This is a genomic window from Pseudomonas sp. G3-19, from assembly GCF_054855875.1.
Window position 1 is genome coordinate 5211861 of the sequence record NZ_JBMPIQ010000003.1, and the last position, 19486, is coordinate 5231346.

20 protein-coding genes are annotated in these 19486 nt (G+C 60.8%); 9 read left to right on the top strand and 11 right to left on the bottom strand.

What is annotated here, in order from left to right:
• The first annotated feature begins 1 nt into the window (after position 1).
• The 3 genes from ACOYXI_RS23665 to tldD are packed head-to-tail and all read left to right on the top strand — an operon-like array spanning position 2 to position 6171.
• Positions 2 to 3805 (top strand): YhdP family protein, encoded by a 3804-nt coding sequence (locus tag ACOYXI_RS23665; RefSeq protein WP_461675358.1) that lies wholly within the window; start codon positions 2 to 4, stop codon positions 3803 to 3805.
• Between the two features lie 58 nt (positions 3806 to 3863).
• Entirely contained in the window at positions 3864 to 4724 is an 861-nt protein-coding gene (locus tag ACOYXI_RS23670; protein ID WP_461675359.1) for a carbon-nitrogen hydrolase family protein, read from the top strand.
• A gap of 4 nt (positions 4725 to 4728) precedes the next feature.
• A complete protein-coding gene (tldD, locus tag ACOYXI_RS23675; RefSeq protein ID WP_461675360.1) occupies positions 4729 to 6171 on the top strand; it encodes a metalloprotease TldD in 1443 nt (480 codons plus the stop codon).
• A 51-nt stretch (positions 6172 to 6222) separates the two neighbouring features.
• Here the strand turns inward: tldD and yjgA are convergent, their stop codons facing one another.
• Positions 6223 to 6747 (bottom strand): ribosome biogenesis factor YjgA, encoded by a 525-nt coding sequence (gene yjgA, locus ACOYXI_RS23680; RefSeq protein ID WP_252144503.1) that lies wholly within the window; start codon positions 6745 to 6747, stop codon positions 6223 to 6225.
• A 108-nt stretch (positions 6748 to 6855) separates the two neighbouring features.
• On the opposite strand from yjgA, the gene pmbA reads away from it, so the two are divergent.
• From pmbA to ACOYXI_RS23710, 6 genes are all read left to right on the top strand, one after another.
• On the top strand, positions 6856 to 8202 hold the full coding sequence (gene pmbA, locus ACOYXI_RS23685; protein ID WP_045122292.1) for a metalloprotease PmbA: 1347 nt from the start codon (positions 6856 to 6858) through the stop codon (positions 8200 to 8202).
• 248 nt (positions 8203 to 8450) lie between these two features.
• Positions 8451 to 8858: a hypothetical protein gene (locus ACOYXI_RS23690; RefSeq protein ID WP_027610839.1), complete on the top strand. Its 408-nt coding sequence runs from the start codon at positions 8451 to 8453 to the stop codon at positions 8856 to 8858.
• Positions 8839 to 10215 (top strand): class II fumarate hydratase, encoded by a 1377-nt coding sequence (locus ACOYXI_RS23695; protein WP_134785441.1) that lies wholly within the window; start codon positions 8839 to 8841, stop codon positions 10213 to 10215. The genes ACOYXI_RS23690 and ACOYXI_RS23695 overlap by 20 nt, the downstream gene beginning before the upstream one ends.
• Positions 10216 to 10242: 27 nt before the next feature.
• Entirely contained in the window at positions 10243 to 10683 is a 441-nt protein-coding gene (locus tag ACOYXI_RS23700) for a hypothetical protein (RefSeq protein ID WP_139053851.1), read from the top strand.
• A 1-nt stretch (position 10684) separates the two neighbouring features.
• Positions 10685 to 11296: a superoxide dismutase gene (locus tag ACOYXI_RS23705; RefSeq protein WP_115986705.1), complete on the top strand. Its 612-nt coding sequence runs from the start codon at positions 10685 to 10687 to the stop codon at positions 11294 to 11296.
• A gap of 30 nt (positions 11297 to 11326) precedes the next feature.
• The gene (locus tag ACOYXI_RS23710) at positions 11327 to 12220 is read left to right on the top strand and encodes a ZIP family metal transporter (RefSeq protein ID WP_225137548.1); all 894 of its coding nucleotides are present in this window, start codon (positions 11327 to 11329) and stop codon (positions 12218 to 12220) included.
• Between the two features lie 51 nt (positions 12221 to 12271).
• On the opposite strand, the gene ACOYXI_RS23715 is transcribed toward ACOYXI_RS23710, so the two are convergent.
• The 10 genes from ACOYXI_RS23715 to ACOYXI_RS23760 form a co-directional block, all read right to left on the bottom strand.
• Positions 12272 to 12547 carry an HPr family phosphocarrier protein gene (locus ACOYXI_RS23715; RefSeq protein WP_003221684.1) on the bottom strand — a complete coding sequence of 92 codons (276 nt, stop codon included), beginning with the start codon at positions 12545 to 12547 and terminating at the stop codon, positions 12272 to 12274.
• A gap of 15 nt (positions 12548 to 12562) precedes the next feature.
• Positions 12563 to 13420 carry an RNase adapter RapZ gene (rapZ, locus tag ACOYXI_RS23720; protein WP_027610844.1) on the bottom strand — a complete coding sequence of 286 codons (858 nt, stop codon included), beginning with the start codon at positions 13418 to 13420 and terminating at the stop codon, positions 12563 to 12565.
• A gap of 2 nt (positions 13421 to 13422) precedes the next feature.
• Positions 13423 to 13887, bottom strand: a complete 465-nt coding sequence (gene ptsN / locus ACOYXI_RS23725; RefSeq protein ID WP_027610845.1) for a PTS IIA-like nitrogen regulatory protein PtsN — start codon at positions 13885 to 13887, stop codon at positions 13423 to 13425.
• A gap of 12 nt (positions 13888 to 13899) precedes the next feature.
• Entirely contained in the window at positions 13900 to 14208 is a 309-nt protein-coding gene (hpf, locus tag ACOYXI_RS23730) for a ribosome hibernation-promoting factor, HPF/YfiA family (RefSeq protein ID WP_025109458.1), read from the bottom strand.
• 73 nt (positions 14209 to 14281) lie between these two features.
• A complete protein-coding gene (locus ACOYXI_RS23735) occupies positions 14282 to 15775 on the bottom strand; it encodes an RNA polymerase factor sigma-54 (RefSeq protein ID WP_027610846.1) in 1494 nt (497 codons plus the stop codon).
• 187 nt (positions 15776 to 15962) lie between these two features.
• Positions 15963 to 16688: an LPS export ABC transporter ATP-binding protein gene (gene lptB, locus ACOYXI_RS23740; protein ID WP_007967211.1), complete on the bottom strand. Its 726-nt coding sequence runs from the start codon at positions 16686 to 16688 to the stop codon at positions 15963 to 15965.
• Entirely contained in the window at positions 16688 to 17233 is a 546-nt protein-coding gene (gene lptA / locus ACOYXI_RS23745; RefSeq protein ID WP_096795357.1) for a lipopolysaccharide transport periplasmic protein LptA, read from the bottom strand. Before lptA ends, lptB begins: the two co-directional genes overlap by 1 nt.
• A complete protein-coding gene (lptC, locus tag ACOYXI_RS23750; RefSeq protein ID WP_027610848.1) occupies positions 17220 to 17792 on the bottom strand; it encodes an LPS export ABC transporter periplasmic protein LptC in 573 nt (190 codons plus the stop codon). The genes lptA and lptC overlap by 14 nt, the downstream gene beginning before the upstream one ends.
• An 8-nt stretch (positions 17793 to 17800) precedes the next feature.
• Entirely contained in the window at positions 17801 to 18325 is a 525-nt protein-coding gene (locus tag ACOYXI_RS23755) for a KdsC family phosphatase (protein WP_007967216.1), read from the bottom strand.
• On the bottom strand, positions 18325 to 19299 hold the full coding sequence (locus ACOYXI_RS23760) for a KpsF/GutQ family sugar-phosphate isomerase (RefSeq protein ID WP_027610849.1): 975 nt from the start codon (positions 19297 to 19299) through the stop codon (positions 18325 to 18327). Before ACOYXI_RS23760 ends, ACOYXI_RS23755 begins: the two co-directional genes overlap by 1 nt.
• Positions 19300 to 19486: the final 187 nt, after the last annotated feature.

Consider the following 19486-nt stretch of genomic DNA (forward strand, 5'->3'; position numbering starts at 1 on the left):
CATGGAGCGTCTGACACGCATTTTGGCCGCACTGACCCGCTGGGGGCTGGGCCTGTGCGCGTTGGTTCTGGTGTTGATGGCGTTGTACGTCAGCCTCGGTCGGGAACTGACGCCACTGGTGGCGGAATACCGCACCGATATCGAAGACAAGGCCACGGCTGCGCTCGGCATGCCGTTGCAGATCGGCGAACTGGAAGGCAACTGGAGCGGCTTCGCGCCGATTCTGCTGGCCCACGATGTGATGGTCGGTGACGGCGCCAATGCCTTGCGTCTGGATCGGGTGCGCGTGGTGCCTGACCTTTGGGCCAGTCTGCTGGCGCGCGAAGTGCGTATCGCCCATCTGGAATTGAACGGCCTGAAGATCAGTGTCAAAGAAGCACAGGACGGCACCTGGGCGCTGGAAGGCCTGCCGGTGCAGAACGATCAGCCGCTGGATCCCGAGCAATTGTTCCAACGCTCGCAGATGGTTCAGCAACTGTCGGTGCTCGACAGTCAGGTGACCGTGCAGCCGCTGGATCAGGCGCCGATGACCTTTACGTATGTCGGCCTCAATCTGAAAACCGGCAGCAGCCGTCAGCGTCTTGATGCTCGTCTGACCTTGCCCGACGGGCAACCGGTGGCGATGAGCCTGCGTACACGGATTCGCCCCTCTCAATTGCCGGACAGTTCGCTGGAGGGTTATGTCAGCCTGCCGCAAAGCGATTGGTCGAAGTGGCTGCCGGAGCGTTTGACCCAACAGTGGAATTTTTCCGAGATCAAGGCTGGCGGCGAGCTGTGGGTGAACTGGAACGACGGCGCTCTGCAAAGCGCCGCCATCCGTTTGAACGCACCACAGGTGACCGGCGCTTATGCCGAGCGCAAGCCGATCAAGATCAGCAATCTGGCGCTCAACGGCTATTACCAGCGCGATGACGAGGGCGCGATTGTCACTCTCGATTCGCTGGCGATGAACTTCGGCGAGACCCGCTGGGAATCCCATGTGCAGCTCAAGCAGACGGTGGCCACCGATAAAACCGATGAGTTGTGGCACTTGCAGGCCGACCGCCTCGACCTGACACCGATCACGCCGTTGCTCAATGCGCTGGGGCCGTTGCCCGAAAACGTCGCTACGGTCGTCGACCACCTGAAGGTGACGGGTGGACTGCGCAACGTGCTGCTGGATTTTCGTCCCAATGCCACCGACGGCTCGAAATTCGGCTTTGCGGCCAACCTCGATAATGTCGGTTTCGATGCCTATCACGGTGCCCCGGCGGCGCGAAACGTCAGTGGCAGCCTCAGCGGCAACCTCGACGGTGGCGAGTTGCGCCTGGACAGCAAGGATTTCGTCCTGCACCTCGACCCGATCTTCGCCAAGCCATGGCAATACATCCAGGCCAATGCCCGACTGACCTGGAAGCTCGATAAAGAAGGTTTCACCCTGATCGCGCCGTACCTGAAAGTGCTGGGCGAAGAGGGCAAGATTGCCGGCGACTTCCTGATCCGCCTGCACTTCGACCATAGCCAGGAAGACTACATGGACCTGCGCGTCGGGCTGGTCGATGGCGATGGTCGCTACACCGCCAAATACCTGCCCGAAGTCTTGAGCCCGGCCCTCGACGAGTGGCTGCGTACAGCGATCCTCAAGGGCGCCGTGGATCAGGGCTTCTTCCAGTACCAGGGTTCGCTGAGCAAAAACGCCAAGGACGTGGATCGCAGCATCAGCCTGTTCTTCAAGGTGCATGACGCCGAGCTGGCGTTCCAGCCGGGCTGGCCGCACGTGAGCAAGGTCAGCGGCGATGTGTTCATCGAGGACAGCGGCGTGCGCATCGTGGCCGACAAGGGCCAGTTGCTCGACACCCAGGTCAGCGACGTTTTCGTCAACATTCCCCATGTGCCGGCCGGGCAACCTACCCATCTGTTGCTCGACGGCGGATTTGCCGGCGGGCTGGGCGATGGCCTGAAAATTCTCCAGACCGCGCCGATCGGTACCGGCGAAACCTTTGCCGGCTGGGAAGGCGAGGGCGATTTGCAGGGCAAGGTCAAACTCGACATTCCGCTGGAAAAGGGCGATCTGCCGAAGATCCTCGTCGATTTCAAAACCGCCAATGCGCGCCTGAAACTGGCCGAGCCGAAGCTGGAACTGAGCCAGCTCAAGGGCGATTTCCGTTTTGACAGCGCCAAGGGGCTGAGCGGGCAGAACATCGCCGCCAGGGCCTTCGACAAGCCGGTGACCGCGCAGATTTTCGCTGATGGCAGCCCGAACAAGCTCAAGACTCGGGTCGCGGCTTCCGGGCAGGTCGAGGTCAAGAAGCTCACTGACTGGCTGGGCGTGACTCAGCCGTTGCCGGTGTCCGGGACCCTTCCGTATCAGTTGCAGGTCAACCTTGACGGCACTGACAGTCAGCTCACTGTCAGCTCCAGCATGAAAGGTGTGGCAGTGGATCTGCCGGCACCGTTCGGCATGTCGGCCGAGCAGGGGCGTGACACGGTGTTCCGCATGACGCTGCAAGGTGCGGAGCGGCGTTACTGGGTCAACTACGATCAACTGGCGAGCTTCACCTTCGCCGCGCCGCCGAGCAATATCGCCGATGGTCGCGGTGAGCTGTTCCTCGGTACGGGCGACGCCGTACTGCCGGAGGCCAAGGGCTTGCGCATTCGCGGTGTGCTGTCGGAGCTGGACGTCGCGCCGTGGCAGGATCTGGTCAGCAAATACGCCGGCAACGATCCGGGCGGCAGTGCCAAACAATTGCTCAACAGTGCCGACTTCAAGGTGGGCAAGCTCACCGCCTTCGGCACCACGCTGGATCAGGCCGCAGTGCAGGTCAATCGCAAACCTTGGGCGTGGAATCTGGCGCTCGACAGCCAGCAGGCCAAGGGTTCGGCCAGCCTGCCTGATGCCAAGGGCGCACCGATTGGGGTCAATCTGCAATACGTACGTCTGCCGGCGCCGGATCCGACGGTGCAGGCTGACGAGAACTCGCCTGATCCGCTGGTTTCGGTCGACCCGACGAAGATTCCCGCGCTGGATATCACCATCAATCAGTTGTTTCTGGGCCAGGATCTGGTGGGCGGCTGGTCGCTCAAGGTTCGACCGACGGCCAAAGGCATTGCCCTGAACAATCTCGATATGGGCCTCAAGGGCATCCTGTTGCAGGGCAATGGCGGCTGGGAAGGGGCGCCGGGTTCGACCAACAGCTGGTTCAAGGGCCGGATCAGCGGCAAAAACCTTGCCGATGTGCTCAAGGGCTGGGGCTTTGCGCCGAGCGTGACCAGTGAAGAGTTCCACATGGATGTCGATGGCCGCTGGCCGGGCTCGCCGGCATGGCTGGCAACCAAGCGCTTCTCCGGCACGCTGGATGCCTCGCTCAACAAAGGTCAGTTCGTTGAAGTGGAGGGCGGCGCGCAGGCGTTGCGGGTGTTTGGCCTGCTCAACTTCAACTCCATCGGCCGTCGTCTGCGTCTGGACTTCTCCGACTTGTTTGGCAAAGGCTTGAGCTACGATCGGGTCAAGGGCCTGTTGGTGGCTAATAACGGCGTGTATGTCACCCGCGAGCCGATTCGTCTGACCGGTCCTTCGAGCAATCTTGAGCTGGACGGTACGCTGGATCTGGTCGGCGATCAGGTCGACGCCAAATTGCTGGTGACCTTGCCGGTGACCAACAACCTGCCGATTGCCGCGTTGATCGTCGGCGCGCCGGCGGTCGGCGGGGCGCTGTTCCTGATCGACAAGCTGATCGGCGACCGCGTGGCACGCTTCGCCAGCGTCAAGTACACCGTCAAAGGCCCGTGGAAAGAGCCGAAAATCACTTTCGACAAGCCTTTTTGAACAGCCACATCCCAGGCCTATGGAGTAGCATGGCCGCATACCTGTTACGGAGTGCGCCATGTCTTTAGCGGTGATTCAAATGGTCAGCCAGAGTGATGTGCTGGCCAATCTGGCGCAGGCTCGACGCCTGCTCGAACAGGCTGCGGCCGGCGGCGCGAAGCTGGCGGTGCTGCCGGAAAACTTCGCCGCCATGGGCCGTCGCGACATCGCCGACATCGGCCGTGCCGAAGCGCTCGGCGAAGGTCCGATCCTGCCATGGTTGAAACAGACCGCCCGCGACCTCAAGTTATGGATAGTGGCCGGCACCTTGCCGTTGCCGCCGCTCGGGCAACCGGACGCCAAGTCGCATGCCTGTTCGCTGCTGGTCAACGATCAGGGTGAAACCGTGGCGCGGTATGACAAGTTGCACCTGTTCGACGTCGATGTGGCGGACAATCGCGGGCGGTATCGCGAATCCGATGACTATGCTTATGGCAGTAGCGTGGTGGTCGCAGACACGCCGGTTGGCCGAGTCGGCCTGACCGTGTGTTACGACCTGCGCTTTCCGGAGCTGTACAGCGAATTGCGCGCCGCCGGTGCCGAGTTGATTACCGCCCCGTCGGCCTTCACCGCAGTGACCGGTGCGGCGCATTGGGATGTGCTGATTCGCGCCCGGGCCATCGAGACGCAGTGTTATGTATTGGCGGCAGCGCAGGGCGGGACTCACCCGGGACCGCGTGAAACCTTCGGTCATGCGGCGATTGTCGACCCGTGGGGCCGTGTGCTGGCGCATCAGGATCAAGGCGAGGCGGTATTGTTGGCCGCACGCGACAGTGATGAACAAGCGTCTATCAGGGCGCGAATGCCGGTGACGAGTCATCGGCGGTTTTTCTCGCAGGGCGCCCAGCGGCCTGCTTCAGAACATGAATTTAAGGCGTAAACCTATGAGCGAGTTGTTGTCCTCAGTCAGTGATCACCTGTTGGCGCCCGGCGGCGTGACCATCGAGAGCCTGCAAGGTGTGCTCGGCGATCTGGCCGGCCCGGGCATCGATGCTGCCGATCTGTATTTCCAGGGCCAGATCTCTGAGTCGTGGTCGCTGGAAGACGGCATCGTCAAGGAAGGCAGCTTCAACCTCGATCAGGGTGTTGGCGTGCGTGCGCAGTCCGGCGAGAAAACCGGTTTTGCCTACAGCAACGCGATCACCCTCGAAGCCCTGGGCGCTGCGGCTCGTGCCGCGCGTTCGATCTCCCGCGCCGGGCAGAACGGCACGGTGCAGGCGTTCAGCACTCAGGATGTCGCGCAGTTGTATGCGCCGGACAATCCGCTGGAAGTGCTGAGCCGCGCCGAGAAAGTCGAGCTGCTCAAGCGCATCGACGTCGCCACCCGTGCCCTCGATCCACGGATTCAGCAGGTCAGCGTGAGCATGGCCGGGGTCTGGGAACGGATTCTGGTGGCGTCCACCGACGGTGGCCTGGCCGCTGATGTGCGTCCGCTGGTACGTTTCAACGTCAGCGTGATCGTCGAGCAGAATGGCCGTCGCGAGCGCGGCGGACATGGCGGCGGCGGGCGTACCGACTACCGTTATTTCCTCGCCGAAGACCGTGCCATGGGCTATGCCCGTGAAGCACTGCGTCAGGCGCTGGTGAATCTGGAAGCGATTCCGGCACCGGCCGGCACCTTGCCTGTCGTCCTCGGTTCGGGCTGGTCCGGCGTGCTCCTGCACGAAGCGGTTGGTCATGGTCTGGAAGGCGACTTCAACCGCAAGGGCAGTTCGGCCTACAGCGGGCGCATGGGCGAAATGGTTGCCTCCAAGCTCTGCACCATTGTCGATGACGGCACGTTGAGCGGTCGTCGCGGCTCGCTGAGCGTCGACGACGAAGGCACCACGACCGAGTGCACCACGCTGATCGAGAACGGCGTGCTCAAAGGTTACATGCAGGACAAGCTCAATGCGCGTCTGATGGGCGTGGCCCGTACCGGCAACGGTCGTCGCGAGTCCTACGCGCATCTGCCGATGCCGCGCATGACCAACACCTACATGCTCGGAGGCGAGAGCGATCCGGCGGAAATCATCGCCTCGGTGAAGAAGGGCATCTACTGCGCCAACCTTGGCGGCGGTCAGGTCGACATCACCAGCGGCAAGTTCGTGTTCTCCACCAGTGAGGCGTACCTGATCGAGGACGGCAAGATCACCGCGCCGGTCAAGGGCGCGACGTTGATCGGCAACGGCCCCGAGGCGATGAGCCGGGTGTCGATGGTCGGTAACGATCTGGCGCTGGACAGCGGTGTGGGCACGTGCGGCAAGGACGGGCAGTCGGTGCCGGTGGGTGTCGGTCAGCCGACGCTGAAGATCGATGCGATTACCGTGGGTGGCACGGGCGCATAAAAAGAGGTGGAGCTGCGGGTGGCGCGCAGGGCGGCCACCCGATGGCGAGTATCAACGCAGGCCGCGTTGGGTATCGTCCAGCTCACGGATGTACTTGAAGATCTTGCGGCTGGAAGCAGGAGGTTTTTTTTGCGCAACCTCGTGCTGAGCCTGACGGATCAGGGAACGCAGTTGCTGGCGATCGGCGTCCGGGTATTCGACGACGAATTTCTCCAGCACGGCATCGTCACCGGCGATCAGGCGGTCACGCCAGCGTTCGAGGTTGTGGAAACGCTCGTTGTACTGACGGGTGGAGGCATCGAGTTGATCGAGCAGGACCAGAATCGCGTCAGTGTCCTGATCGCGCATCAGTTTGCCGATGAACTGCAGGTGCCGTTTACGCGCGATGTTCGCGGTGTGCTTCGGCGCATCAGCCAGGGCCCGGCGCAAGGCGTCGGTCAATGGCAGTTTTGCCTGCAAGTCGGGCTTGAGTGTTGTAAGGCGCTCGCCAAGGTCAACCAGAGCATGCAGCTCGCGTTTGACCTGAGATTTGCTTTTTTCTCCCGTATCGAGGGAGTCGTCGTAAGAATCAACCATGGTGGCAGTCCGCAAAGAAACGCCGCCATGATAACCAGTCGGGGGCCGCTTGTCCGGCCCGGTCGCTCGATGACCCCAGCCGAAAGCAGAATTTGAGTGGAGATGAGCATGAGTGCAGTTCAAAGCGTCGGCCCGCAAGCATTGCCGGCACTGCAGGAACAGGTCGAGCAGATCATCGCCGAAGCCAAGCGTCAGGGCGCCAGTGCCTGTGAAGTGGCAGTATCGCTGGAGCAGGGTTTGTCGACGTCGGTGCGCCAGCGTGAGGTCGAGACGGTCGAATTCAATCGCGACCAGGGCTTTGGCATCACCCTGTACGTCGGCCAGCGCAAAGGCTCGGCCAGCACGTCCGCCACCGGGCCGGACGCGATTCGTGAAACCGTTGCCGCTGCACTGGCGATCGCCAAACACACCTCTGAAGACGAAGCTTCGGGCCTCGCTGATGCGGCGCTGATGGCCAGGGATCAGCAGGATTTCGATCTGTTTCACGAGTGGGACATCACCCCCGAGCAGGCCATCGAGAAGGCGCTGATCTGTGAAGCGGCCGCGTTCGACGCCGATGCGCGGATCAAGAACGCCGACGGCACCACCCTCAGCACGCATCAGGGCTGCCGTGTGTATGGCAACAGCCACGGTTTCATCGGCGGTTACGCGTCGACCCGGCACAGCCTCAGTTGCGTAATGATCGCCGAGGCCGACGGCCAGATGCAGCGCGATTACTGGTATGACGTCAATCGCCAGGGCAGCCTGCTGGCGGATCCGGTGAGCATCGGCCAGCGTGCCGCGCAACGGGCGGCGAGCCGTCTGGGCGCGCGTCCGGTGCCGACCTGCGAAGTGCCGGTGCTGTTTTCCGCCGAGCTGGCGGGCGGGTTGTTCGGCAGTTTCCTGTCGGCGGTGTCCGGCGGCAGCCTGTACCGCAAATCGTCGTTTCTCGAAGGCACTTTGGGGCAGAAGCTGTTTCCGGAATGGCTGACCATCGACGAGCGTCCGCACCTGATGCGCGCCATGGGCAGTGCGTCCTACGACGGCGATGGTCTGGCCACTTACGCCAAGCCGTTCGTCGAGAAGGGCGAGTTGGTGTCGTACATCCTCGGCACGTACTCCGGGCGCAAACTCGGCATGCCGAGCACCGCCAACGCGGGTGGCGTGCACAACCTGTTCGTCACTCACGGTGACGAAGACCAGGCGGCGCTGTTGAAGCGCATGGGCCGTGGGCTGCTGGTCACCGAATTGATGGGCCATGGCTTGAACATGGTCACCGGCGATTATTCGCGCGGGGCGGCGGGTTTCTGGGTCGAAAACGGCGAAATCCAGTTCGCGGTGCAGGAAGTGACCATCGCCGGCAACATGCGCGACATGTTCAAGCAGATCGTCGCAGTCGGGAATGATCTGGAGCTGCGCAGCAATATTCGCACGGGCTCGGTATTGATCGAGCGGATGACTGTCGCGGGCAGTTAAGCCCCAGCGGTCAGACAAGAAAGGCGCGCCACCTCATCGGGTGGCGCGCCTTTTTTCTTGGCTCCACACAAAACCTTGTGGGAGCGAGCCTGCTCGCGAAAGCGATAGCAGCCTACTGCAGCGGCGACTGACACGACGCCTTCGCGAGCAGGCTCGCTCCTACAACGGAGTCTGTGTAATCAGGCACTCTTGTTTTGGTTCTCATTATCATCTAATAATAAATCTCATCTCCGAACGAGCCCCGGATCATGAGTTCTGCCTTGCACGAGCAGCCGTACCTCGAAAGCTGGCGCTGGATGAGTCGCCAGATCCGTTGCGCGATGGATCCTGACGAACCACGCCTGATCGAACATTACCTGGCCGAAGGCCGTTATCTGGCCTGCTGTACGGCGACTTCCCCGTGGACCATCGCTGAAACCTCCTTCCGTCTGCTGCTCGACACAGCCACCGACATCGCGTTGCCGTGGCACTGGCGCAGCCTGTGTCTCGATCAAGCCTGGCGTCCGTTGCGTGAAATGGAGCGCCTCTCTCTGTGCAACTGTCGGCTCCAGCGCTGGCAGCGCTACACCTGGCAACTGGCGACCTGCGAGTTGCTTCCCTCGATTCCTCTCATTGAATTAGTCCAAGGATTTACCGATGACCAAGACTCGTATTGAGCGCGACAGCATGGGCGAACTACAGGTGCCGGTGGACGCTCTCTATGGCGCGCAGACCCAGCGTGCAGTGGATAACTTCCCGATCAGCGGCAAGCCGATGCCAACGCAATTCATCCGTGCGCTGATCCTCGCCAAAGCCGCCGCCGCGCGGGCCAACGTCGAGCTCAACCAGCTCAGCGCCGGCCAGGGCAAAGCCATCAGCGATGCGGCCCAAGGCCTGCTCGAAGGCGACTTCATGCAGCATTTCCCGGTGGATATCTTCCAGACCGGCTCCGGCACCAGCTCCAACATGAACGCCAACGAAGTGATCGCGACCCTCGCCAGCCGACTGCTTGGCGAGCCGGTCAACCCGAACGATCACGTCAACTGCGGCCAGAGCAGCAACGACATCATTCCGACCACCATCCACGTCAGCGCCGCCCTGGCGTTGCACGAACAACTGCTGCCGGCGCTGTTGCATCTGGTGCAGGTCATCGAAAACAAAGCCGAACAGGTGCACCACCACGTCAAAACCGGCCGCACGCACTTGATGGACGCGATGCCGGTGCGCATGAGTCAGGTGCTCAATGGCTGGGCGCAGCAGCTCAAGGCCAACATCGGTCATCTGCAGGACTTGCTGCCGAGCCTGCAATCGCTGGCGCAGGGCGGTACGGCGGTCGGCACCGGGATCAACGCGCATCCGGAGTTTGCCAAGCGTTTCAGTCGCCAGCTCAGCCAACTGACGAATGTGCAATTAACTCCGGGCAAGGATCTGTTCGCCCTGATCGGCTCGCAGGACACCGCCGTCGCCGTCTCCGGTCAGCTCAAGGCTACCGCCGTGTCGCTGATGAAAATCGCCAACGACCTGCGCTGGATGAACTCTGGTCCGCTCGCCGGCCTTGGCGAGATCGAGCTGGAAGCCCTGCAACCGGGTTCGTCGATCATGCCGGGCAAGGTTAATCCGGTGATTCCGGAAGCTACTGCGATGGTCGCTGCGCAAGTGATCGGCAACGATTCGGTGATCACCATCGCCGGCCAGTCGGGCAACTTCGAGCTGAACGTGATGCTGCCGATCATCGCCCAGAACCTGCTGAGCAGCATCGAACTGCTGGCCAATGCCAGTCGTCTGCTCGGCGACAAGGCCATCGCCAGCTTCAAGGTCAACGAGTCGCGGCTCAAAGAAGCGCTGTCGCGTAATCCGATCCTAGTCACGGCGCTCAACCCGATCATCGGCTATCAGAAAGCCGCCGAAATCGCCAAGCAGGCCTACAAGCAGGGCCGCCCGGTGATCGACGTCGCGCTGGAACACACCGATCTGTCGCGCAGCCACCTGGAAGAGTTGCTCAACCCCGAGAAACTCACCGCCGGCGGCGTGTAAACCCCGCAACCGCTTTGGAGGCTCACCATGGAGCACTGGAAACGCACGATCGAACGGGCCAATCGCTGCTTCATGCTCGGCGAGCTGATCGACGCCCGCGAGGCTTACCTGCAAGCCCTGGCCCTGGCGCAAGTGCTATTCGAACGCTGGGCCGATGCCGACGAAGCGGTGGCGGCCTGCGTCGTCTCCCACCACAACCTGGCGGATCTGCACCTGCGCCTGAATCAACCGGAGGAGAGCGCCGAGTACCTCTGCGCGATTCATCAACGGCTGTTGCAGACCATGCAGGACGAGCGCCTGCGTCCGGCCCTGCGGGAAGCGGCGTTGCGCCAGAGCAGCAAGACCTACGTCGAACTGCTGAATTTCATCAGCGAACACGGCGAATACCCGCGCACCCAGCGCCTGCTGCACCCGGACACCGGCAATGCACGCCGCGCCTCAGTCTCACATCACCATGGAGTCCACTGAAATGGCTTTTACCTTGCCTGCCTTGCCTTACGCCTACGATGCCCTGGAACCGCACATCGATGCGCAAACCATGGAGATCCACTACACCAAGCACCACCAGACCTACATCAACAACCTCAATGCCGCCGTCGAAGGCACTGAGTACGCCGAATGGCCGGTGGAAAAACTGGTCGCCAGCGTTCAGCAGTTGCCGGAAAAACTCCGCGCGGCGGTGATCAATCAGGGTGGCGGGCATGCCAACCATTCGCTGTTCTGGGAAGTCATGGTGCCCAACGGCGGTGGTAAGCCGGACGGCGCGCTGGCCAAGGCCATCGAGGCGCAACTGGGCGGCCTCGACAGCTTCAAGGAAGCCTTCACCAAAGCCGCGTTGACCCGTTTCGGCAGCGGCTGGGCCTGGCTCAGCGTGACCCCGGAGAAAAAACTGGTCGTGGAAAGTAGCGGCAATCAGGACAGCCCGTTGATGAACGGCAACACGCCGATTCTCGGTCTGGATGTTTGGGAACACGCCTATTACCTGCGTTATCAGAACCGTCGCCCGGAATACATCAACGCGTTCTACAACGTGATCAATTGGCCGGAAGTTGCTGCGCGCTACCAGGCTGCACTGGTTTAAGTCTTCTATAAAAACAATCCAGGGCTGACTATGGGCACTGAAACACTGGCGATTGGCGGTGGGCGCATGTTTCGTTACGCGGTCGGGTCGCTGTTGCTGCTGGCGGGCATGACCCTGCTGGCCGTGCACGGGCTGGAATGGCTGGATCTGCAGCCGCGATTGTCACGCGCATTGCAGGGCGGCGCGATCTGCGCCCTCGGCACGGCGCTCGGCGCGGTGCCGGTGCTGGTGATCCGGCGTATGCCGCAGAGGCTCAGCGATACGCTACTGGGTTTCGGCGCCGGCGTGATGCTGGCGGCGACTGCGTTTTCGCTGATCGTGCCGGGCATCGCTGCTGCCGAAAGTCTGGGCCTGACACCGTTGGCCGCCAGCGGGCTGATTTGCTTCGGCATCATGCTCGGTGCATTCGGTTTGTATCTGGTGGATCTGAAACTGTCCGGCGCCTCACCGGAAATGCTCGTCGGTACCCCCGAGCACCCGGTGATTCCGCCGCGCATCTGGCTGTTCGTCTTCGCCATCATTGCTCACAACATCCCGGAAGGCATGGCGGTGGGGGTGTCCGCTGGCGGCGGCATGCCGGATGCCGACAGTCTGGCGATGGGCATCGCCTTGCAGGATGTGCCAGAGGGATTGGTGATTGCGCTGGTACTGGCGGGGGCGGGAATGTCGCGGGTCAGGGCGTTCTTGATCGGTGCGGCTTCAGGGTTGGTCGAGCCGGTGTTTGCACTGCTCTGTGCCTGGCTGGTCAGTCTGGCGGAGCTGTTATTGCCGTTGGGGCTGGCGCTGGCGGCGGGGGCTATGTTGCTGGTGGTGACGCACGAAGTCATTCCGGAATCGCGCCGCAATGGTCATGACAAGCTGGCCAGTCTTGGCTTGCTGATCGGGTTTTGTCTGATGATGGTGATGGATACGGCGTTGGGTTGAATATCAAAAGATCGCAGCCTGCGATCTTTTGATCTTTTGATCTTTAAACGATCAACCACCCTCATCGAAGTAGTTGTTGATCAACGCCACCAGCGCATCCAGCGCTTCCTGTTCCTGATGGCCTTCGGTGCTCAGATAGATCTTCGTACCCTTGCCGGCGGCGAGCATCATCATCGCCATGATGCTTTTGCCATCCACTGTGGTTTCTGGCGTGCGACCCACTCTGATCGTGCAATCCGGGAACTGGCCCGCCACCCCGACGAACTTGGCCGACGCTCGGGCGTGCAGGCCCAGTTTATTGATGATTTCGATTTCCAGAGCAGGCATCGCGGTGTGAATCCTTTAAGTGAGGTCGCGGTGGCGAACCTGGACGTTCTTCAGGGTTTTCTGCAGGGCCTGACCCAGACGTTCGGTCAGGTAAACGGAGCGGTGATGCCCGCCGGTGCAGCCAATGGCAATGGTGACATAGGCGCGATTACTCGCGGCAAAGCGTGGCAGCCATTTGTACAGGTAGCCGTAGATGTCTTGAAACATCTCCTCAACCTCCGGTTGTGCAGCCAGGTACTCGGCGACCGGTGCGTCGAGACCCGATTGTGCACGCAGTTCCGGTTTCCAGTAAGGATTGGGCAGGCAGCGCACATCGAACACCAGATCCGCGTCCACCGGCATGCCGCGCTTGAAGCCGAACGACTCGACCAGAAACGCCGTGCCCGGTTCCGGCTGGTTCAGCAGTCGCAGCTTGATGGTGTCACGCAACTGGTACAGATTCAGATTGGTGGTGTTGACCTTGAGGTCGGCCAGGTCGGCGATCGGGCCGAGCAGGGCGGTTTCATCTTCGATCGCTTCGGCCAGCGAGCGGTTGGCAGTGCTCAACGGATGGCGCCGGCGGGTTTCCGAGAAGCGCTTGAGCAGGGTTTCTTCGTCGGCATCCAGATACAACACATCGCACTGGATGTGCCGGGCACGGACTTCTTCAAGCAGTTCGGGGAAACGCGACAGGTGGCTCGGCAGATTGCGTGCATCGATCGACACGGCCACCAGCGGCTGGGCCAGTTCGGTGTGAATCAGGGCGCGTTCGGCGAGTTCCGGCAGCAGACCGGCCGGCAGGTTGTCGATGCAGTAGTAGCCGTTGTCCTCAAGGACATTCAGGGCGGTACTTTTACCCGAGCCGGAGCGGCCGCTGACGATGATCAAACGCATGATTAATGACCGTTCTGCTCGCTCAGGACGACCTGATACAAGGCTTCGTTGCTCGGTGCGCTGCGCAGTTTTTCGCGCACTTCCTTGCGATCGAGCATGCTGGCGATCTGGCGCAGTAATTCCAGGTGGGCATCGGTGGCCGCTTCCGGGACCAGCAGTACAAACAGCAGGTCGACCGGTGCGCCGTCGATGGCATCGAAATCGATGGGGGCATCAAGGTGCATCAACGCGCTGATAGGCGCTTCGCAGCCTTTGAGGCGACAGTGGGGAATGGCGATGCCGTTGCCGAAACCGGTGGATCCGAGTTTCTCACGGGCTACCAGGCTCTCGAAAACATCCTGCATGGCCAGATCCGGCACTTCTTTATGGATGAGGTTGGCAATCTGTTCGAGGGCTTTCTTTTTACTGCCGCCCGGCACGTTCACCAGGGAACGGCCGGGGGTCAGGATACTTTCAAGTCGGATCATGGGTTGGGAGTGTTAACGACCTGTCGCGCCCTGAAGGAGGCTCTGGGTCTTTTCCTTATGCTTTTTGAGTTGGCGATCCAGCTTGTCGGTCAGTGAGTCGATCGCAGCGTACATGTCAGTATCTTCTGCGTTAGCGACCACTTCGCTGCCGGGTATATGCAAGGTGGCTTCGATTTTCTGCTTGAGCTTTTCGACGCACATCGTGACTTGCACGTTGGTGATCTTGTCGAAATGGCGCTCCAATCGTTCGAGTTTCTCGTTGATGTAGGTGCGCAGAGGTTCGGTCACTTCCAGTTGGTGTCCACTGATGTTGACTTGCATACAGCTTCTCCTTCGTTGCCAGTGCATAAAGCGGCAGGCCGAAGAGCCTGCCACTGGAACGCTGTAACGTGGCTTACATCAACCGCTTGCGTTCGCTCGAAGGCGCGATCCCGAGGGATTCGCGGTACTTGGCGACGGTGCGGCGAGCCACCTGAATGCCTTGTGCCTCCAGTAAACCAGCGATCTTGCTGTCACTCAACGGCTTTTTCTGATTTTCCGCCGCAACCAGTTTTTTGATGATCGCGCGGATCGCCGTCGACGAGCATTCACCGCCTTCGGAGGTGCTGACGTGGCTGGAGAAAAAGTATTTCAGTTCATAAATACCGCGCGGGGTATGCATGAATTTCTGCGTGGTGACCCGGGAAATCGTCGATTCGTGCATGCCGACCGCCTCGGCGATGTCATGCAGGACCAACGGCTTCATGGCTTCATCGCCATACTCCAGGAAGCCGCGCTGATGCTCGACGATCTGGGTGGCCACCTTCATCAGGGTTTCGTTGCGGCTTTGCAGGCTCTTGATGAACCAGCGTGCCTCTTGCAACTGGTTGCGCATGAAGGTGTTGTCGGCGCTGGTGTCGGCGCGACGGACGAAACCGGCGTACTGCGCGTTAACCCGCAGACGGGGCACTGACTCCTGATTCAGCTCGACCAGCCAGCGTTCGTTATCCTTGCGCACAATGACGTCGGGCACCACGTACTCGGCTTCGGTCGATTCGATCTGCGAGCCCGGACGCGGATTGAGGCTTTGCACCAGTTCGATGACCTGACGCAACTCGTCTTCCTTGAGCTTCATACGCCGCATCAACTGGCTGTAGTCGCGACTGCCGAGCAGATCGATGTAATCGCTGACCAGACGTTTGGCTTCGTTGAGCCACGGGGTCTTGGCCGGGAGCTGACGCAGTTGCAGCAGCAGGCATTCGCCGAGGTTGCGCGCGCCGATACCGGCCGGTTCGAACTGCTGAATGCGGTGCAGAACGGCTTCGATCTCGTCCAGCTCGATGTCGAGCTCCGGATCAAAGGCGTCGAGAATTTCTTCGAGGGTTTCGTCCAGGTAGCCCTGATTGTTGATGCAATCGATCAGGGTCACGGCGATCAGGCGGTCGGTGTCGGACATCGGCGCCAGGTTCAATTGCCACAGCAGATGGCTTTGCAGGCTTTCGCCGGCGGACGTGCGGGTGGTGAAGTCCCACTCGTCGTCATCGCTGCTGGGCAGGCTGCTGGCGCTGGTCTGGTAGACGTCTTCCCAGGCGGTATCAACGGGCAGTTCGTTAGGAATGCGCTCGTTCCATTCGCCATCTTCCAGATTGTCCACCGTCGGGGCGGCTTCCTGATAGGACGGTTCCTGAATGTCGGTGTTGGGTTTTTGTTCGGCGTTGTCGGCCAAAGGATCGGTATTGTCGAAGTCGTCGCCTTCTTCCTGGCGTTCGAGCATCGGATTGGATTCCAGGGCCTCCTGGATTTCCTGTTGCAGGTCCAGGGTCGACAATTGGAGCAGGCGGATGGCCTGTTGCAGCTGCGGTGTCATCGTCAGCTGCTGGCCCATTCTCAAGACTAGCGATGGTTTCATGGCAGGGGCTTAACACCTTATTCGCCGGCGCGCATGCGCCATCCACTACAGGGCGCCGGAGCGCCAAACTTAAGCAAATTATATGCCTGAAACTGTCGTGTTTGCCTAGAGCGCTGTAACAATAAAAGCGTATAAAAAGCCTGCTTCATCGATACAGCACCCGGAGGCTGGCCAAGTGCCTTGGTGCTTACAGGCGGAACTCGTGGCCCAGGTACACTTCCTTCACCAGATCGTTGGCAAGGATGGTCGCCGCATCGCCTTCCGCGATCAGTTGACCGTCGTTGACGATGTAGGCGGTTTCGCAGATATCCAGGGTCTCACGCACGTTGTGGTCGGTGATAAGAACACCGATGCCCTTGGCCTTGAGGTGATGGATGATCTGCTTGATGTCGCCGACCGAAATCGGGTCGACACCGGCGAACGGCTCGTCGAGCAGGATGAATTTCGGTGCGGTCGCCAGGGCGCGGGCGATTTCCACCCGGCGGCGTTCACCACCGGACAGGCTCATGCCGAGGTTGTCGCGGATGTGGCTGATGTGGAATTCCTGCAGTAGGCTTTCCAGTTCCTTGCGACGACCGGCCTTGTCGAGTTCCGTGCGGGTTTCGAGGATGGCCATGATGTTATCGGCCACCGACAGTTTGCGGAAGATCGACGCTTCTTGCGGCAGATAGCCGATACCGGCCTTGGCGCGGCCGTGCATCGGCTGATGGCTGACGTCCAGATCATCGATCAGCACGCGACCCTGATCGGCCTGCACAAGGCCGACGATCATGTAGAAACAGGTGGTCTTGCCGGCACCGTTCGGGCCGAGCAGGCCAACGATCTGGCCGCTGTCGATCGACAGGCTGACGTCGCGCACAACCTGGCGGCTTTTATAGGCCTTGGCCAGGTGTTGAGCTTTCAGAGTTGCCATTACTGGGTTTTCTCGTCGGTTTTCTTCTTCGGCTGGATCACCATGTCGATACGCGGACGCGCTTCGGTGACTTTGCTGCCGGTAGCGCGACCGGCACTGGCCAGTTTCTTCACCGTGTCATAGACGATTTTCTCGCCCTGAGTGGTGTTGTTGTCCTTGTCGACAACCTTGGCCTTGTCGATCAGCACGACGCGGTTTTGCGCGGCGTGGTACTGAATCGTCACGCCCCAGCCCTGAACAGGCTTGGCGTCACCCTGGGTTTGCAGTTGCTCGAAGTAGGCAAGGTTGCCCACCGAGGTCACCACGTCGATATCGCCGGTCGGAGTACGGGTGATGGTCACCGTATTGCCCTTAACGATCATCGAGCCCTGGGTGATGATCACATCACCTTTATAGGTGGCGATGCCGTTCTTGTCGTCCAGCTGGGCGTCGTCGGCCTGAATGCGGATAGGTTGCTGCTGATCGTTCGGCAGAGCCCAGGCGCTCACGCTTCCCAGTGCTGCGCCCAGACTGAGCAAAATAGGGAGGGTTTTAACGAGCCTCATACTGTCCTCTTACGTTCGATTGCAGGTGTATCCTGCTTTCCTTCAAATACGCCTTCATTCCCACGCCAGTCGATACACCGCCAGCGCCGTCGATTCTAACGGGTTGCTCGGTCTGCGCATATTGCTGCTGAGGGAACACCGTCATGCGTGTGCTGGTGATCAGGGTGTCGCGTTTCTTTTCATCGGTGCGCTTGATGCGTACCGAGTCGATCAATTCTACCTGCGTTCCGTCCGGATTCACTTCGCCGCGTTCGCTGGTCACGTGCCACGGAAACTCGGTGCCGCGATACATGTTGAGGTCGGGTTTGGTAACCAGAGTCACATCCGTCGCTTTCAGGTGTTCGGCCTTGTCCGACGTCATTTCGTACTGCACTTTGCCGTCCGGCAGATATTGCAGGGTATGCGTATTGGTGGCGTACCAGTCGATGGCAGTGTCTTCGACCTTGGCCACAGGCTTGTCGAGGAAACGTTCCGGACTGATGTTCCAGTAGCCGACCGCCGCAAACATCGCAGCGATGCAGCCGAACAGCAGGAAGTTGCGAAATTTTTTGCTAAACATGATTTGGCTCACAGGTACGCGGCGTTGGCCGCATCGAGGCGGCCCTGGGCGCGCAGGATCAATTCGCAGAATTCGCGGGCGGCACCTTCGCCACCGCGGGCCCGAGTGACGCCATGGGCGTGTTCGCGCACGAAGTCGGCAGCATTGGCAACGGCCATGCCCAGCCCTACGCGGCGGATCACCGGCAAGTCAGGCAGGTCGTCACCCAGGTAGGCGACCTGTTCATAGCTTAGGCCCAGTTGCGCCAGCAGGCCGTCCAGAACCACCAATTTGTCTTCGCGACCCTGAAACAGGTGCGGGATACCGAGGTTCTTCGCCCGGCGTTCAACCACCGGGGTCTTGCGGCCACTGATGATGGCAGTCTCGACACCGGCATTCATCAGCATTTTGATGCCCTGGCCATCGAGGGTGTTGAAGGTCTTGAATTCGCTGCCGTCTTCGAGGAAGTACAGGCGCCCGTCGGTGAGGACGCCGTCGACGTCGAACACCGCCAGTTTGATCGCTTTGCCGCGTTGCAGCAGATCGGTGGTCATTACATCACTCCTGCACGCAGCAGATCGGAGAGGTTGAAGGCGCCGATCGGGCGATCTTCTTCGTCCACGACAACCAGTGCGTTGATTCGGTGGTCTTCCATGATTTTCAGGGCTTCGGCGGCGAGCATCTCGGGCCGTGCGGTCTTGCCGTGTGCGGTCATGACCTGGTCGATGGTGGCGCTGCGGATGTCGATGCTGCGGTCCAGCGTGCGGCGCAAATCGCCGTCGGTGAAGATTCCGGCCAGTTTGCCATCGGCTTCAACGATCGCGGTCATGCCCAGACCCTTGCGGGTCATTTCCATGAGCGCGTCCTTGAGCAGGGTGCCGCGCTGCACTTGCGGCAGCTCTTGCCCGGCATGCATGACGTTTTCCACTTTCAGCAGCAGGCGTCGACCCAGAGCGCCGCCCGGGTGTGAAAAGGCAAAATCTTCGGCGGTGAAACCACGCGCTTCCAGCAGCGCCACGGCCAGGGCATCGCCCATGACCAGCGCGGCGGTGGTCGAGGAAGTCGGTGCCAGGTTCAGCGGGCAGGCTTCGTGTTCGACATGAACGTTGAGATTGACTTCGGCAGCTTTGGCCAGCGGCGACTGCGGATTGCCGGTGAGGCTGATCAACTGGATGCCGAGGCGCTTGATCAATGGCAGCAGGGTGACGATTTCGTTGGTCGAGCCGGAGTTGGAGAGGGCGAGGATCACGTCGTCGCGGGTGATCATGCCCATGTCGCCATGGCTGGCTTCGGCCGGGTGGACGAAAAATGCCGGGGTGCCGGTGCTGGCCAGGGTCGCGGCAATCTTGTTGCCGACGTGCCCGGATTTGCCCATGCCGACCACGACCACACGGCCTTTGCTGGCCAGAATCATCTCGCAAGCGCGTACGAAATCGGCGTCGATATGGGGCAACAAGCCTTGTACGGCTTCCACTTCGAGGCGGATGGTGCGTTGTGCCGATTGAATCAGGTCGCTGGATTGGCTCATGTCAGAAATCGTATAGCCCGATGAAAAGGCGGCGATTATAGCGGTTATGTTGAAAAGCCTCACGCAAGTTCGTCGTGCTTTGTCATTCCTCGTAACCAAAACCCTGAAAAAGCGCGGCCGCGCCTGTCATATCGCTGAACACAGGGGGGCATGGGCCTTGGGCGCTTGGCCTTTGCAGTGATATAGT

Coding starts and splice junctions, on each gene's coding strand:
- ACOYXI_RS23665 (WP_461675358.1), top strand. CDS start 2: ATGGAGCGTCTGACACGCATTTTGGCCGCACTGACCCGCTGGGGGCTG.
- ACOYXI_RS23670 (WP_461675359.1), top strand. CDS start 3,864: ATGTCTTTAGCGGTGATTCAAATGGTCAGCCAGAGTGATGTGCTGGCC.
- tldD (WP_461675360.1), top strand. CDS start 4,729: ATGAGCGAGTTGTTGTCCTCAGTCAGTGATCACCTGTTGGCGCCCGGC.
- yjgA (WP_252144503.1), bottom strand. CDS start 6,747: ATGGTTGATTCTTACGACGACTCCCTCGATACGGGAGAAAAAAGCAAA.
- pmbA (WP_045122292.1), top strand. CDS start 6,856: ATGAGTGCAGTTCAAAGCGTCGGCCCGCAAGCATTGCCGGCACTGCAG.
- ACOYXI_RS23690 (WP_027610839.1), top strand. CDS start 8,451: ATGAGTTCTGCCTTGCACGAGCAGCCGTACCTCGAAAGCTGGCGCTGG.
- ACOYXI_RS23695 (WP_134785441.1), top strand. CDS start 8,839: ATGACCAAGACTCGTATTGAGCGCGACAGCATGGGCGAACTACAGGTG.
- ACOYXI_RS23700 (WP_139053851.1), top strand. CDS start 10,243: ATGGAGCACTGGAAACGCACGATCGAACGGGCCAATCGCTGCTTCATG.
- ACOYXI_RS23705 (WP_115986705.1), top strand. CDS start 10,685: ATGGCTTTTACCTTGCCTGCCTTGCCTTACGCCTACGATGCCCTGGAA.
- ACOYXI_RS23710 (WP_225137548.1), top strand. CDS start 11,327: ATGGGCACTGAAACACTGGCGATTGGCGGTGGGCGCATGTTTCGTTAC.
- ACOYXI_RS23715 (WP_003221684.1), bottom strand. CDS start 12,547: ATGCCTGCTCTGGAAATCGAAATCATCAATAAACTGGGCCTGCACGCC.
- rapZ (WP_027610844.1), bottom strand. CDS start 13,420: ATGCGTTTGATCATCGTCAGCGGCCGCTCCGGCTCGGGTAAAAGTACC.
- ptsN (WP_027610845.1), bottom strand. CDS start 13,887: ATGATCCGACTTGAAAGTATCCTGACCCCCGGCCGTTCCCTGGTGAAC.
- hpf (WP_025109458.1), bottom strand. CDS start 14,208: ATGCAAGTCAACATCAGTGGACACCAACTGGAAGTGACCGAACCTCTG.
- ACOYXI_RS23735 (WP_027610846.1), bottom strand. CDS start 15,775: ATGAAACCATCGCTAGTCTTGAGAATGGGCCAGCAGCTGACGATGACA.
- lptB (WP_007967211.1), bottom strand. CDS start 16,688: ATGGCAACTCTGAAAGCTCAACACCTGGCCAAGGCCTATAAAAGCCGC.
- lptA (WP_096795357.1), bottom strand. CDS start 17,233: ATGAGGCTCGTTAAAACCCTCCCTATTTTGCTCAGTCTGGGCGCAGCA.
- lptC (WP_027610848.1), bottom strand. CDS start 17,792: ATGTTTAGCAAAAAATTTCGCAACTTCCTGCTGTTCGGCTGCATCGCT.
- ACOYXI_RS23755 (WP_007967216.1), bottom strand. CDS start 18,325: ATGACCACCGATCTGCTGCAACGCGGCAAAGCGATCAAACTGGCGGTG.
- ACOYXI_RS23760 (WP_027610849.1), bottom strand. CDS start 19,299: ATGAGCCAATCCAGCGACCTGATTCAATCGGCACAACGCACCATCCGC.